General features: G+C 45.8%; 9 protein-coding genes. 6 read left to right on the top strand and 3 right to left on the bottom strand.

Features of this window, described 5'->3' with window-relative positions; genetic code table 11:
• Window positions 1–61: 61 nt before the first annotated feature.
• Entirely contained in the window at window positions 62–1,102 is a 1,041-nt protein-coding gene (locus tag AC58QO_RS02385; protein WP_497263705.1) for an S-layer homology domain-containing protein, read from the bottom strand.
• A gap of 137 nt (window positions 1,103–1,239) precedes the next feature.
• Window positions 1,240–4,557, bottom strand: a complete 3,318-nt coding sequence (locus AC58QO_RS02380; RefSeq protein WP_497263704.1) for a pectate lyase-like domain-containing protein — start codon at window positions 4,555–4,557, stop codon at window positions 1,240–1,242.
• Window positions 4,558–4,928: 371 nt separating this feature from the next.
• Between AC58QO_RS02380 and AC58QO_RS02375 the strand changes: the two genes are divergently transcribed.
• The 6 genes from AC58QO_RS02375 to AC58QO_RS02350 all read left to right on the top strand — a co-directional run bounded on the left by AC58QO_RS02375 (window position 4,929) and on the right by AC58QO_RS02350 (window position 14,011).
• Window positions 4,929–6,248, top strand: coding sequence for an extracellular solute-binding protein (locus tag AC58QO_RS02375; RefSeq protein WP_497263703.1), 1,320 nt, complete (start codon window positions 4,929–4,931; stop codon window positions 6,246–6,248).
• 74 nt (window positions 6,249–6,322) lie between these two features.
• Window positions 6,323–7,198, top strand: coding sequence for a carbohydrate ABC transporter permease (locus tag AC58QO_RS02370; RefSeq protein WP_497263702.1), 876 nt, complete (start codon window positions 6,323–6,325; stop codon window positions 7,196–7,198).
• Between the two features lie 19 nt (window positions 7,199–7,217).
• Window positions 7,218–8,093: a carbohydrate ABC transporter permease gene (locus AC58QO_RS02365; RefSeq protein ID WP_497263701.1), complete on the top strand. Its 876-nt coding sequence runs from the start codon at window positions 7,218–7,220 to the stop codon at window positions 8,091–8,093.
• Between the two features lie 40 nt (window positions 8,094–8,133).
• Window positions 8,134–9,906, top strand: a complete 1,773-nt coding sequence (locus AC58QO_RS02360) for a cache domain-containing sensor histidine kinase (protein ID WP_497263700.1) — start codon at window positions 8,134–8,136, stop codon at window positions 9,904–9,906.
• Window positions 9,887–11,470, top strand: a complete 1,584-nt coding sequence (locus tag AC58QO_RS02355; protein ID WP_497263699.1) for a response regulator — start codon at window positions 9,887–9,889, stop codon at window positions 11,468–11,470. The genes AC58QO_RS02360 and AC58QO_RS02355 overlap by 20 nt, the downstream gene beginning before the upstream one ends.
• Window positions 11,471–11,500: 30 nt before the next feature.
• Complete coding sequence (locus tag AC58QO_RS02350; protein WP_497263698.1) at window positions 11,501–14,011, top strand: beta-mannosidase; 2,511 nt, start codon at window positions 11,501–11,503, stop codon at window positions 14,009–14,011.
• Window positions 14,012–14,308: 297 nt separating this feature from the next.
• Here AC58QO_RS02350 and AC58QO_RS02345 read toward each other — a convergent pair whose 3' ends face one another.
• Window positions 14,309–15,964, bottom strand: coding sequence for an FAD-binding dehydrogenase (locus AC58QO_RS02345; RefSeq protein ID WP_497263697.1), 1,656 nt, complete (start codon window positions 15,962–15,964; stop codon window positions 14,309–14,311).
• Between the last annotated feature and the right edge of the window lie 10 nt (window positions 15,965–15,974).

Genomic DNA, 15,974 nt, shown 5'->3' with positions numbered 1-15,974 from the left:
AAAGACCTGAGATAGGTGCCCCAAGGTCTTTCATACAGGTATATACCTAGCCTACTTGTTATCACTCTATATACGTCACAAGATTATAAATGAGGACAGCCGCTTGCGCGCGATTCGTCGTTTCTTTCGGATAAATGCCATTCGAATAGCCATGTACAAGTCCGATTTTAACAAGCGTAGAGACACTATCTAAGGCATAATCCGAGATCGATGAAATGTCATTGAAAACAGTCAGATCAGATGGATCACCCTTTACAGTGAGATGATTCGATACGCGCAATGCCCGCTCTGTGAGCACCATCATATCTTCTCGCGTAATCGAAGCTTTCGGATGGAACTGGTTCGCTTCGTCTCCTTGCACAATGCCTAATGCCCTTGCCATTGCGACGGGCTGCGCATAATAAACGCCATCCTCTATATCGTCGAATGGTTCGCCAACAGTGCCTTTCAGCGCTAGCGCTCGCATCAAAAGCACAAGATAATCCGCTCGTGTCACAGCTGCACTAGGACTAAATTGTCGATCCCCCGTGCCATTCACGATGCCTTTGGCAGCCAAAGCTTCAATAGCCTCCACGGCCCAGTCGAATGAATCCAAATCATCGAAGGCATAGGGATTATGTATGGTCAGGGATGCATTCGTATTCGTTGGCTTCGTCGTACTCACGAGCTTGGTATCCACAATCTTCACACTGCGAAGCGAGAGTTCATTCTTCCCATTCTGAATTGCTTGGAAATGCAATGTGAATAATTGTTTCTCTCCCTCTAATCCTTTCCCTTTTCCTACCTGTGTATGCGCAAGCTGAATATGTGTGTCCTTCACAATCGGAGGAACTGAGAACCCAGGCGCATCGGACTTGGCATCTATGAATGTTAATCTTGTAGGATCATACTCCATATTGATTTCAAAAGCGTATACATCGATCAATTGATGTCCAGCAATGACAACTTCAATCGTGTCGCCATGATTAGGCATTGTTGAAGACACTTTCATCGTAAATGTGCCTGACTGATCGGCCTCAGAGGCCCAAATTGATGTAGGAAGAATTTGACTAGTTACGAATACGATCATGAAGCAGTAGGTCATCCATTTCCGCAAAGCCATGTTCGATTTCCTCCTTCAGCGTTCAGAACGAATCCATTCGGGGTAAAAGGCAGCATCGCCCGCCACAAAACTATACAAAATGTATCATGGTGGGCATGCCTATGCCATCTTACCTTACGTTATGCCTTTTGCAAGTATTAATGTTGAAGAATACGTTGTGCAATGGCTGCCAAATCAACCAGATCCACTTTGCCATCTTTGTTGAAATCAGCTTTCTTATACTGAGCCCAATCTGCATCTGCGGAGGTTTTGCCGTATGCCGCTGCCACATTGGCCAAATCAACGACGGAGAAGATACCATCATTATTCAGATCACCTTCAGAACCATTGTATTTCAAGTCTGCGAAGGCTTCCAGAGCATCGTCTAAATTCGCAATGGCCTGTGTCACTTGCTGTCTCGTCACATCAGGATTTGCAGCAACACTTCTTGCTGCATCAATAGCCGTGAGCAGCGCTGCTTTCGCACCTGGGGCATATTGACCACTATTGTAACCTTCTGAAGCCGCATCATAAATGGATTGAGCTGTTGCGATCTTACCGTTCAAGATCGTTAGATCGATGATCGCTTTGACTAGTATCACATGTGAATCTGATCCCAGATTCGTCTCTGTTAGCAAATCGGCTAAAGCCAAGCTATTAAGCGAAATGGATGTAGTCGCATTGTCTGCTGGCGCTTTCGCTGTCCAATGCAAAGTCATCAGCGGTCCGTTAACATCACCGGCAACTAACTTCGCTGTCAGGATGCGTATATGTCCAGCATCATCGGAATGGTCAATAATCGTGATCGCAGGATTCAAGGCTTCCACTGAATCAAATTCAAGTAAGCCTGCATCATAGGTGAATTGAATATCTTGTGCATACACGCTGGAAACGACATCTGACAAGCTAACTACGGTTGTAAACGATTGGCCGCTTGTAACCGCAGCGGGTCCTGCGAGGCTCGCCGATGGCGGGATGGCTCCATACACTCTCACCTCATGAACAGACCACCAACTCGAGTTCGTTCCCGTTTGGACAACTTTAAAATAACGTACTACCTGTGGAGCAAAATCTACCGTGATAAGCCTATTCGTACCCACGCCTGTTACGATTGGGCTGCCCCAAGTAACGCCATCATTAGATACGTATATCGCATATCCTCTTGCGTAGTCATTATTGCTGCCCGTGGAATCCATCTCAATGCTATTGATACTCGTTGGAACCTTCATATCAATCGTGAACGACTGCTCAGGAGTTGGCGCCATCGGTTTGCCTGCGCTCCAACGTGTTCCCATATCGCCATCAATAAGACGGGCTGCCGGATCTGCTGATGTAGAAGTCACTGTCCAAGCTGAGCGATCCAATGCTCTCTTAGGCGTTGTTACACTTAATGCCGCACTTAACGCCGAATAGTTATTGCCGCCATCTTTGGCCTTCACAGTGTAGCTATAGGTCGTCAGAGGTTTGACCGTCGTATCGAGGTATTCTGCTATTGTTGTATGACCTATGAGTGTACCATCACGATAAACGTCATAGCTGGCCACATTGAGGTTATCTGTCGATGCTGTCCACCCTATTTTGACACGATCATGTGCAGCTGTTTCCTTGAGGGCTACATTCGTTGGCGCACTCGGCGCTTCCGTATCACCGGCATCCGTTCCATAGAAATTGATCGTCTGTCTCTGGGCACTGCCTGAAGTTCCATAGACGCGACCGCCGACACCATTAATAATGTGCGTGATTTCACTGCCTGCCGTACCATTTAACCAAATGGTCGTTGCGTGATGAATTTTGACACCTGCAGCATTCGGCACTTCAATCGCATTGTCCAGCTTCACAGCCGCATCTCTGAAGTAAGAGTAGACGCCTAGTCCCCATGCTTCATGCGTGGTCACGGAATCAGCTACTTTATAAGAAGCATAACCTTTTTTCGTTCCGTCCATCCAAGCCGCTTGATTCGGTACGTCATACGGAATCTCAGACTGATAGAAGTAAACCCGACCGCCGTTCCCATTCCAAAGCGTTTGATATTCATTGTGATGCTCATTGAAAAGTCCATAGAGCGTTACATCGTCCCCATTTACGACAAGCCCATTGGTCGAAACGTTCTCCGTCCAACCTGCACCTGCTCCATGGTCAGCACGCCACATCCAGAAATGATCGCCGATAGTATCATCACTGTTAATCGTCATTTGAGCTTTATTCTCACCAACGACGGCTCCGCCTGTACGGAAAAATAAATCATGCAACGAAGTTGGATTGGCTGAATGATCAGCTGAACTGCCCATTGGTCCGACTTCTAATAACGAAGATGTTGCATTGGGTCCTGCTTCATAAAGCAGACCTGCCAACTTCACACCATCCACATCAGCGATCGTCATCGCCGGTTTATCTGACGTTGGAATGAGTGTCGGCATCCCGATACCAAGCACAACCGTATTTGCATTATTGATACGAATTGTATCGTTGATGTGATAGATTCCCGGCGTAAACAGCAAGTTCTTGCCATTCGCCAGCGCAGCATTGATATTCGTGGCACTTGTTGTTGCAGGTACATCTGCTCGTACAATATAGAACTGATCGATCCCTATGGAGTCACCCGGTGTTGAGCCATTCGCCCAGCTTGCACCTTGGGTATTCTGTGAGAGCGAAGGAACAAACACTTGATATTCATTGGCATTGTTGATATACAGATAAGGCTTCTCCCGTATGATTGGTGTATTCGGAACAACGGTATACGGCGGGTCTGGGAAGTTCCCCGTTGGTGTATTCTTGTCTCCTACGAACACCATGTTCCAAACCCCATTCGACCAACTCGACCATTGACTGTTTCTCGAGAACCATTGCTGCTGTGAAGCCGGTGTTACTTGACCATCCACGATGGAATCTGCTAAGAAGCCTCCACTTGCCCATCCAGCGCCCCAACCAGCATCAAAATCGAACAAATTCAACTTCCCTTTGATGTGTAAACGCCTTAGTGGTGCTGCCTGTGAAACGGCGATTTGCGTTGTGCCTGCTGAGAAATGAGCGGGTGCCGGGGGTGTATAATTGAACGTTGGATTAATGCTCAGATTCTCAATGCCTCGCCAAAAGTTACGTGTCGCATTTCCATTATCCCAATCTGCATTCACATTCAGTCCGCCGTTGATCAATACATCATCCGGGTTAAGCCCCAGCCCCGAAGCCTGCGTATTAAAGCCAATGAAATAATTGCCATTATACGTTCCTGGTTTAAACAAGAAGGCATCGCGTTCCGTACCAAACTCGTTGGACTCCTGCCGTGTAAATACAGCATTTACGGCACTTTGAATGTCTGCAGCTGGCATATCCGGATCAAATACATACACATTGGGACCAAATATCGATGAATTGGCGTCACTGATCGGTGTTGCTGCCTTCGAAACGCCAGGACTCCACAAACTAAGAACAATCGCCATCATGGATACCGATGAAACTATTTTATTAAAGCTGCGCATTGTATACCTCCCTTAGATTGAAAACGATCCGTCGTGCTTCATTCCCCAATAGGTAAGCGATTACATTATTGCTCCGATCACCCTCTCGTCTTGCAAAGTAGGATGCTGTCTCGTAGTTGATATGCTAATCATAGAAAAATACCGCTTTCAATGAAAGCGGTAAACTTAAGAAGAATAGGAGACTAACTTAAGGTTTTGGGATATTTTAACTAAGAACGACCACCTTGCCTTATTCTACCTTACTTATGGATATGCTTATGGATATGAGCTCGCATCCGATCATTTTCTACCCTGGTCCTTATCCTGTTCACCTTACGAAACAAAAGAAAATCTTTAAAATGAGGTAGAGTCAATCAATCAGGAGGTCGAACATGAAAAAACTAACTCTAATCTCTACAGCTTTACTCGCAACAACAGTGCTTGTATCCGCATGCGGAAACGGAGAAGAAGCTGCTACTGCAGATAAAGGTACTTCCGGTGGGAAAGTAAAGCTTACCCTATGGCATAACTGGTCCGGTCAAGATGCGAAAGCCGTTGCTATGCGTAAAATTCTTGATGATTTCCAAGCTCAGAATAAAGATATCGAATTGGAAATTGAAGGTCTGCCAACAGACGGTCTGAAAACTCGCCTGAAGACAGTTGCAGCAGCGAATGAGATGCCTGACCTATTCGTTATGTGGCCAGATGCGATGACGAAGGAATTCGTTAGCGGTAACTTGCTTCAACCGATCAACGAGTTCTTGGATAGCAAACCAGAATGGAAAAACAATTTCATTCCAGGCGCTTTAGATGGATATACGGTAGATAACAAAATCTATTCCGTACCGATGAATCTATCTCCAACTTCCTTTATTTATTACAATAAAGCGCTTCTTGATCAATATAAAGTCGCTGTTCCTAAGACATGGGATGAGCTAATGGCTGCGGTCAAAACGTTCAATGATAACAAAATCATTCCAATCGCACTTGGCAACAAGGCAAACTGGGCTGTGCAATCCACCATTTTCAGCGGACTTGCTGACCGTATGACCGGTTCCGATTGGTTCCTCAAAGCTGCTAAGCAAGAAGGCGTGAAGTTTACAGATCCAGAATTTATTCAATCGTTGAAAAAGCTGCAAGAGCTAAGCAACGCGAAAGCTTTCCAAGACGGCTTCAACAGTATTGATCAAAACCAAATGAGACAGCTGTACTATCAAGGCAAAGCAGCTATGTTCATCGATGGCGGCTGGGCAATGGCTGACGTCGTTCAGAATGCACCTAAAGATTTGCTTGCAAATACGCATATTGCTTTAATGCCATCCATTGCAGGTGGAAAAGGAGATCCTCAATCCACTTCTGGTGTTGTAGGAACTGGTCTTGGCGTAAGCAAGAAAATTACTGGCGCGAAAAAAGAAGCTGCTCAGAAATTATTCTACGCACTCGCTGGCCCAGATGGACAGCAAGCAACTTTGAACAGCTCCACGTTAGTTAGTTACAAAATTGAGCTTGATCCTTCCAAAGCAAATCCTCTATTCGTAGAACTTAACGATTTGATGAAAAAGACGAAAATCACTCCGGTCTACGATGCTAAATTAAGCTCTGCTGCCGTTGAGGTCATCAATAACGGTCTACAAGAGCTGCTTATGGGTGGAAACGCCGAAGCGATTGCTAAGAAAATTCAAGATTCCCAAGCTGCATCACTAGGTAAATAATACGTTATCGTATATCCAGCCCTCCACGTCTGTGGCAGGGCTGGCTAATTTCATACATGAAGGAAGTGAGATTGATGAATGCAGCGTACGTCCGCAGGTTTGTGATTATGAGCCTTGCCCCTGCGATTTTAGTTTATGCCTTATTTGTGTTTGTTCCCGTCCTCTGGTCAGGTTACTATAGCTTTTTTGACTGGAAAGGTATTGGTACGGCCAAGTTTATCGGTTTGAAAAACTATGTAGAAATTATTCATGATCCTATTTTTTGGACATCCTTAAAGAACAACCTTATTTTTCTAGTTGTTGCTGTCTTCGGTCAGCTTCCTGTAGCACTTATCCTTGCAATTCTGCTTCACAAAAGCAACGCGCTGCAACGCTTCATTCGTTCTGCCGTCTTCGTTCCGATGGTTATGTCATCGGTCGTCATCGGAATGATTTGGCAATATATTTACCATCCGCAAATCGGTATCCTGAACCTGCTGCTCGATAAGCTAGGCTTAGAATCCTGGAAGTTACAATGGCTATCTGATCCGAAGATTGCGATTTTCTCACTAGCTCCTCCTCTCATTTGGAGTTTTGTCGGTCTCTATCTCATTATTTTCATCTCCGCGTTTCAGAATATTCCTGGTGAAATCCATGATGCTACGCAGATCGATGGCGCAGAAGGCGCACGCAAATTATTTTCGGTTACCCTGCCTATGATGTGGAGTACCGTACAAATTGCCATTATCTTATGTATCTCTGGCAGCTTGAAATCCTTTGATCTCGTGTATGTGATGACCAAGGGCGGTCCTGCTCATGCGACTGAGCTGCTCGCTACGTATATGTATAATTCGACCTTTTCCTCGTACCGCTACGGATTTGGTAGTGCCATTTCGACAACAATCGTCTTAATCAGCCTTATTTTCATTGGCATTAGCCAATGGGCAACAAGTCGTAAATCCAAAGTATAGTGAAAGGAGGAAGCTGACAATGTCTTCTATTCCAATTCAAGTAAAATCAACTGCGACAACTGCTAAGTTTTCGTTTCGTTTATGGAAACAAGGTGCACTCTGGACGTTCCTGACCCTTTATGCTGTCCTCACGTTATATCCCTTGTTTTGGCTCGTTATCTCCTCATTTAAAACGAATAGCGAATTCTTTAACCATCCGTTTGGCTTGCCCCAAGCATGGAAGTTTTCTAACTATGTAACTGCATGGCAAGCGTCCAAAATGAGTACCGCTTTTCTCAATTCCGTCATAGTATCGCTTGTATCACTAGCACTCACTCTATTTTTAAGTTCCCTAGCCGCATATGTGCTTGCACGAATCAAGTTTCGTTTCAAAGGCATTATCCTTGCGTTTTTCGTTATTGGGATGCTGATTCCCATTCATAGTACGCTGGTTCCTTTGTTTATTCTCATGAAGCAAATCGGACTTCTGAACACGTATTGGGCACTCATACTGCCTTACACTGCTTTCGCATTACCGACAGCTATCTTCGTTCTTACGGCTTATTTGGCTTCAGTACCCAAAGAAATCGAAGAAGCAGCCTATATTGATGGCACGAAACTGTGGGGAGTATTTTGGCGCATTATGCTGCCCATCTCATTACCAGCACTATCGACGGTCATCATTTTAAGCTTCTTGCATTTCTGGAATGACTTTTCATTCGCACTTGTCTTTATTAGCAAAAGCAGTTTAAAAACATTACCATTAAGTATCGCTAACTTCGCGGATGGTTACCAAACCGATTACGGCTTAACACTCGCCGCTATGACGATCGCTGTTGTTCCTACAATCGCTGTGTACTTAGCCTTCCAAGAACAGGTTATGAAAGGTATGACCGCGGGAGCTGTAAAAGGCTAATTGACTTTAACTATCCAGACAACGAGTTAGGAGATGACACGTGTTGCGCGAGTGGTTCGGCTATTCTTTACAGCGTAAGCTATCCTTCATTATGCTTGTCACAACATTAATCCCCCTCTTGTTTCTGGGTACCTTCGCTTTTACAACATCGTCGGATATCACAAAAGATAAGGCACAGCAAGCTGGCTTGAATTCACTCGCTCAAATGGATGCCAAATTTCAGTTCATCCTGAAAGATGTTGAGAATATATCCATTTTCCTCATCGGGCAACGGGACATTCAATGGTATTTGAAGAGAACCGATGAGAACTTGGATGCACAAGCACAAATCCTTGGGTTAATGACGAATTTGGTGTACACCAAGGATTATATTTCAAATATCACTATTTATCCCAGCAATAACACGACACCTCTATCTACATCAACGATCTACAAATCAAGTTTAGATCAAGAGATCACCATTAATCAGATTACAGACAAGCTGTGGACTGGCTTATATCACATTGAGAATTATTTAGGTAAACGACAAGTATTTTCCTTCATTCGTCCTTTACGTGGTTTGAATACCTTTCAAACGCTTGGCTGGCTATCCATTACCGTGGATGAGCAAGTATTGTCCCGTATTTGGTCCATTCCACAGCTTGCTGATGGCTATGGACAAGTCGCTTTGCTGAATGATCGAAATGAAATCATGTCTTCCACCTCCAAAGAATGGCTTTCACAAAAAGCGGATAGTTTATTTCCTGGATTAAATGAACGCGTTCACGGTCATACTTCCGGCGTATGGACTTCAGGGATCGGAAAATCACAACAGAGCATCTTATTTTATCGAGAGCCCATGATCAATTGGACGATCGTAGGCATTATTCCGACGAAGCTATATAGCGCTCAGAATCGGTATATTTTGCAATTAACAGCCGTTGCTGTTGCGCTTTCCGTCATTACCAATGTATTTCTCACGATATTCGTTATTCGCAAGGTTACGACACCTCTCGGCTCTTTAACTCGCTTGCTTTCAAAGATCAATCCCGATGAACCATTGCCTTATTATCCGGTGTACACATCAGATGAAATTGGACGGCTTGCTGGCAGCTACAATTTGTTAAGCACCCATATCGAGGTCTTAAAAAAGAAGCTCATTCACAATGAAACGCGTAAAAAAGAAGCCGATATGCGTGCACTACAGGCACAAATCAATCCGCATTTTCTGTATAATACGTTGTCTTCGATTCATTGGATCGCTTTGCTTAAAGAAGAAAATCGCATTGCTGAGATGGTCGGCGCGTTAAGTGACTTCTTACGCTTCAGCTTGAATAAGGGCAAAGAATATTGCAAGGTTTCGCAGGAGCTCGCCCATATTCGCAATTATGTTCAAGTGCAATCGATCCGTTTTCCAGATGAGTTTAAGGTTGATTATGTGATTGATACCCGTTTAAGTGATACGTTCATGCTGAAATTGTTGCTTCAACCTTTGGTTGAAAATGCGATGATTCATGGCATTCAAATGAAAGAGGAACCTGGTGTCATTTCCATTTATGTCGAGCTAAAGGGAAATTCGATGCATGTAAAAGTGATGGATGATGGCATTGGGATGACCGAGGAACGGTTGCTTGAGGTCACTGAAAGTTTATACCCTACTGAGGGCGCGATAGGAAGCGATGCCAGCTACGGGTTGCGTAATGTGCATGAGCGCTTGCAGCTGCATTACGGGCTTGATTCGGGTATCAAGATAGAGAGCCGATTGAATGAAGGAACCTGTGTGTCATTTTCGATCCCAGTTTTGGAGGATAACCATGAAAATCTTGATCGTTGATGATGAAGTCATCATCCGAACGGGCTTGGCTAAAGTCATTAATTGGAAAGAAATCGGACTCGAATTGCTGAAGCCAGCTGTTTCGGGTGAAGAGGCGCTTCGCCGCATGCCTGAGGAACGTCCGCATATTTTGTTGACAGATATCCGAATGAAACACATGAATGGCTTAGAATTAGCTCAGAAGGCGAAAGAAATCATTCCAGATATAGAGACGATCATCTTATCTGGGTACGATGATTTCATGTATACCCAACAAGCTATTCGACAAGGTGTCAGCGACTATCTCTTGAAATCCAGTCGGCCTGAAGAGATTATGAAAACCGTCCTCCAAGTGAAACAACGCATTGAAGATAAATGGAAGCATCTCAACCAGGATCTCTTTAAGAACAAAGAATTTCGCAATCGATTGTTTGAACGCTGGATCATTGAGGGGGAATCCGCGGCTGTCGATGAAGGCATGCTGCCCGAATATCTCCCCCTTTTATTTATCACGCATGACCATGTTCAACCTAAATTTCAAACCTACGTTGTTACCGCTGAAGGCTGGGGAGAAACATCCTCCGAGAACTCCCTACTGTTGTTCGCTGTAGACAACATGCTGCATGAGATGTTGCAATGTGAAACCTTGATTTACAGGAAGCGAATTGTCGTGGCGCTTCCGAAAACAAGTGCATCCGATTTCTTCGATCATCCCGATTCTGCGAAGCAAAAGATCGAGCGTTTACTCAAGTGTAAGGTCAGCATATCTGTCGGCGAGGTCGTTCATCAGCAGTCTGATTTATATAAATCCTATGTCACTGCAGATTATGCCTTCAGCTATAAGCATCATCTCGATGAATCTATCCTGATTTATTCAGACATTGTTGGGCGGAAAGGCGGTAAAACCGTCTGTACCCATGAAGAGGAGCTGGAGCTCTCTTCGATCTTGTTGGATGATGACTCCGTCGCATTGAAGAACTGGGTTCAGCGCTATTTGCAGTCGGAACTGAACGACCCCCATATGACAATCGAATCACTTGAATCTCTGGTTCGGTCTGCTGCCCTGTCCGCACATCGTTGGCTAGAACGTGTGTTGACTGCAACAGGTCGTCATAGAGCTCTCGATAATTTAAATATCGCTTTCGTGGTCAAACGGGATATCGTGCTGAAAGACGCGTTATTTCAATACCTGCTGACCATTATGGAGCTGTATCATCATCGGTTAGGCGAGGGACAAGCAACACATACACAGAAAGCAATGGCCTACATCCATGAGAATTTGGGGAAGGATGTTGGCTTGCAGCAGGTTGCTAAATATGTGCATCTGCATCCGAATCATTTGAGCGAAGTATTTAAAAAGGAAGCCGGCCTTACGTTTGGTGACTATGTGACACGACAAAAGATTAATCGTGCCATGGAAATTCTAACCGTCTCCCCTGCCAAAATTGCCGATGTCGCAACTTCAGTCGGATTTGAAGATATCAAATATTTCAGTCAAGTATTCAAGAAATTCACTGGCAAAACACCGAGTGAGTTCCGGGAGGAAGCTGTCCTTCATCCCACTGAACCACCTCCAAAATTTTAAACTATCATGGTGTAAGAGGAGAAATCACAAATGGAATTATCAGGATTATGGCGATTACAGCAGTTCGAAGTCGGTCAAGCTAGACCGCTTGATGTCGCGGCAGCATGGTTGGACGATCGTTTCTGGATTACAGCTAAAGTGCCCGGGGATGTCCATTCCACACTTATTGAGCGAGAATTAATTGAGAATCCGTATTTCGGTCATAATGACGCAAAAAGCAGATGGATTGAACAAAAAGAATGGTGGTACCGTCACTCCTTCAATTATTCGTTAGGGCATGGAAATGATGAGAAAGAGAAGCATGAACTAACCTTCGAAGGTCTTGACACTTTTGCTACGATCTATGTGAATGGCAAGGAAATCGGAACAACGAGCAACATGCTGATGGCTCATACCTTCGATGTCACACGCGTTATTCAGGACGGTAAAAATTCAATCGCTGTTAAATTTGATCCTTTGCATTTACATAATAAGGATAAAGAATTATTCCAATGGTCCTCTTATACCAAAGAGCGCCCTTGGTTGCGCAAAGCAGCGATGAACTTTGGATGGGACTGGGGTCCTCGTATGGTCACGGTCGGTATCTGGGGCAAAGTATTTATTGAGCGTTACCGCCGCGCGAAGCTGGACAGCGTTTTTGCTAGGACACGCACGATCAGCGATTCACAAGCAGAAATCCAAGTTGATGTCGACGTAACAACACTTCGTAAAGGTGTACAAAAATCGTGTGATATTCGTTTATTGGATGCGGCTGGTCAAGTTGTTGCTGCTGCGCAAGGAAATGTGCACACATCCGAATCCTTTACCTTAAACGTAGCGGATCCACAACTTTGGTGGACTCACGACTTAGGTAATCCTTACTTGTACGAGCTTGAAGTAGTCCTTCACGCGGATGGCGAGCAAGTGGATTCGTATCGTAAACCGTTTGGTATCCGAACGATTGAACTGCAAGTAAAGGATTCTGAAGGTCAGAATGCCTTTGCATTTGTGCTAAATGGTGTCAAACTATTCGCCAAAGGCACGAACTGGATTCCCGCGGATCACTTCATTGGAAGCATTCCTGATCAACGCTACAGGGATCTAATCGATCTATCTGTTACTTCCAATCAGAACATGCTGCGCGTGTGGGCAGGCGGCATCTATGAGAAGGATGTCTTCTACGAGGAATGCGACAAACGCGGTGTTCTGGTTTGGCAGGATTTTGCCTTCGCTAACGCGTTATTCCCTGATTTTAATCGTGATTTCATGGAGAATGTCCGTAACGAAGTTATTTATAACATCAAACGCTTGCGCAATTATACCTCCCTGGCCCTCTGGTGCGGGAATAATGAAATTGACTGGCTGTACGATATGAAATCCGCTGGCGGCGACATCAACTGTCCTTTCTATGGGGAAATCATTTATCACGAGCTGATTCCTAACGCACTTGAACTGCTCGATGACAGCCGTGCATACTGGCCGTCTTCCCCATTTGGCGGCAATGATGCCAACGATCCCGATGTTGGCGACCGCCATAACTGGCAGGTGTGGCATGGTTCCGTGTATCCGCGTCAATTTGGCGATGTGCCACTACTCGATTACAGTATTCAAGGTGTCACATTCAAAAATTACAAAAAAGACTTCACCCTTTTCAGCAGTGAATTCGGCATGCATGCCTCTGCTAATCGCTACACGTTAGAGAAAAACATTCCGAATGGCCAATTCTACTGGAACAGTGTTGAAATGGCTTATCGCAACAAAGATACGAATCATCAGAAGGGTATTCTGCTCATGGAAGGATATACCGGTATTCCGACCAACATTGAGGAATATATGAACTTCTCCATGCTGACACAAGCCGAAGGCCTGAAGTATGGCATTGAGCATTATCGACGGAACAAGCACCGCACGAGTGGATCCCTCATCTGGCAATTGAACGATAGCTGGCCAGGTACAAGCTGGTCGCTAATTGATTATGAATTGTTACCGAAGGCTTCCTTCTATTATGCGAAAAAGTTCTATCACCCGCTTCTGCTCTCGATTGATCATGAGGCTGGGCAGGACTTGGCAGTTTGGGCCGTTAATGATACGTTATCTGAATTAAAAGGCCAGGTTCATTTATCCGTCTATAACTTCTCTGGTGAGCAATTGTTCACGCATGCGTTCGAAGCAGCTGTGCCGGCGAACACGGCTATCCAGTTAGGAAGTTTGCCTGAAGCTTCCGTATTGAATGGGGCATCGGCGGAGCAGGTCGTTGTCCGTGTACACACTTCAGACTGGGCTGCGCCGGATAATCTTCATTATCTGCGCGATCAGAAGGATCTTCAATTCCCTGCTACTTCGCTTAGCGTGAATGTCGATGCAGATACGCAAGCTGTGCATATTAAGGCCAATGGTGCACATGCGCGGATGGTGAAACTGGATCTCCCTCAGGGCAATATTCGCTTCAGCGACAACTTCTTCGATCTGCGCGCTGGCGAGCAAGTGACTGTGCACATTACAGATCCGGCTGGCGGCAAGGTGGATTTGACGGATTTGAAGGTAAGAGCGATTAATTTGTAAGTTAAAAAACGGATGAAAAGTGCAATTGTGCAACAATTACACTGGTTGAACCTTAATAAGTGGGAAATTGATGCGAAAAGGCATCAATTTCCCACTATTTTTCGATTTACAACTCGGATTCCGAAAAAAACTGCAGATTTGCACTTTTCATCTTACTCTACGTTCATAGTTTCAGAAAAGTTGTATTTTCGCAGTTTTGGCGAGTTCAATTCGTTTCTTGACCGCCTCCTCCCCCTGCTGTAACAGAAAGAAACCTTCACCATCCACTCTCGTGGTAGTGAAGGTTTTTTCACACTACTAACTCAACGCCTTCGCTACCGCCCGTCCCGCTACACGCCCAGTAAATAAGCAGCCACCGAGAAACGTACCCTCCAGCGCACGATACCCGTGAAGACCGCCGCCGCCGAAGCCGCTTGCCTCCCCAGCAGCATAGAGTCCAGGAATTGCCTCTCCCGCCTGATTCAGTACACGACCGGATAAGTCCGTTTGTAATCCGCCCAAGGTTTTGCGACTTACGATATTCAAGCGCACCGCGATGAGCGGCCCATTAGCAGGGTCTAGAAAGCGATGCGGCTTCGCAACCCGAATTAATTTATCCCCAATATAGTTACGAGCGCCTCGAATGGCTGTGATTTGCAGATCTTTGGTAAATTTGTGTGCAATTTCACGATCTCTAGCCTTAATTTGCCGCTCAATATGGTCAAAATCAAGCAACTTCTCCTCCGTCAACGTATTCATGCCAGCGACAAGCTCAGCCAATGTCGGAGCAACGACGAAATCTTCTCCCTTGTCCATAAAAGCTTGAACAGGTGCCATCGCTCCTGGCAGCGCTCTAGACAACACTTTACGTATACTTTTCCCCGTCAAATCGGGATTCTGTTCAGAGCCTGACAGTGCGAATTCTTTTTCAATTACTTTCTGGGTCAAAATAAACCATGAATAGTCGTAGCCAGACTTCTGGATCGTCTCTAACGTGCCTAAGGTATCAAAGCCTGGGAAGTTTGGCGCTGGAAAACGCTGCCCTCGCGCATCCAGCCAAAGTGAGGATGGCCCAGGAAGAATACGAATGCCATGATTGTGCCACACGGGATTCCAATTCTTGATCCCTTCCGTGTAGTGCCACATCCGGTCGCGGTTCACAATCCGGCCTCCGGATTGCTCGGTAATCGCGAGCATGCGGCCATCGACATGTGCCGGCACGCCGGAAAGCATGCGCTTGGGCGCTTCGCCGAGTCGGCTCGGCCAGTATTGGCGAACTAAGTCGTGATTAGCGCCAATACCGCCACTGCTTACAATGACCGCTTGCGCACGGTATTCGAATTCGCCGATCGCCTCGCGTGAGCTCGCTTCCCCGCGTGCCGCCGTACTAGCCACAAGCACCGAACCGCGAACACCGGTGATGGCACCGCCGTTTTGAATCAGCTCGTTCACACGATGACGAGGTTGATAAACGACACGTCCGTCCTTCATATACGAGCGAATGCGTTGTTCAAAAGGGGCAACAATGCCCGGCCCTGTTCCCCACACAATGTGGAAACGAGGAACCGAATTGCCATGCCCTTCTGCCAGATAACCGCCGCGTTCTGCCCAGCCGACAACTGGGAAAAAGCGTACCCCCATCGCATGCAGCCACTCGCGCTTTTCACCAGAGGCGAACTCGACATAGGCCTCCGCCCACTTGCGGCCCCAGTAGTCCTCATCGTCTTCACGATCAAAGCCTGCAGACCCCTGCCAATCCTGCCAAGCTAGCTCTTGCGAATCCTTAATGCCTAGACGGCGCTGCTCTGGCGAGTTAACCAGAAACAATCCGCCGAATGACCACCAAGCTTGTCCACCGAAAGAAGCTTCTGGTTCTTGATCCAGGAGCAATACGCTTTTGCCTGCATCTGCGATTTCAACTGTTGCCACTAAACCTGCGAGTCCCGCTCCGACTACAATAGCATCATATTCCATGTTCGAATTC

This window comes from Paenibacillus sp. J31R30 (genome assembly GCF_059692115.1).
This window is presented reverse-complemented; position numbering and strand designations above follow the sequence as displayed.

Bases quoted from the DNA above. Each gene is read 5' to 3' on its own strand.
- AC58QO_RS02385 (WP_497263705.1), bottom strand. From the start codon at position 1,102: ATGGCTTTGCGGAAATGGATGACCTACTGCTTCATGATCGTATTCGTA.
- AC58QO_RS02380 (WP_497263704.1), bottom strand. From the start codon at position 4,557: ATGCGCAGCTTTAATAAAATAGTTTCATCGGTATCCATGATGGCGATT.
- AC58QO_RS02375 (WP_497263703.1), top strand. From the start codon at position 4,929: ATGAAAAAACTAACTCTAATCTCTACAGCTTTACTCGCAACAACAGTG.
- AC58QO_RS02370 (WP_497263702.1), top strand. From the start codon at position 6,323: ATGAATGCAGCGTACGTCCGCAGGTTTGTGATTATGAGCCTTGCCCCT.
- AC58QO_RS02365 (WP_497263701.1), top strand. From the start codon at position 7,218: ATGTCTTCTATTCCAATTCAAGTAAAATCAACTGCGACAACTGCTAAG.
- AC58QO_RS02355 (WP_497263699.1), top strand. From the start codon at position 9,887: ATGAAAATCTTGATCGTTGATGATGAAGTCATCATCCGAACGGGCTTG.
- AC58QO_RS02350 (WP_497263698.1), top strand. From the start codon at position 11,501: ATGGAATTATCAGGATTATGGCGATTACAGCAGTTCGAAGTCGGTCAA.
- AC58QO_RS02345 (WP_497263697.1), bottom strand. From the start codon at position 15,964: ATGGAATATGATGCTATTGTAGTCGGAGCGGGACTCGCAGGTTTAGTG.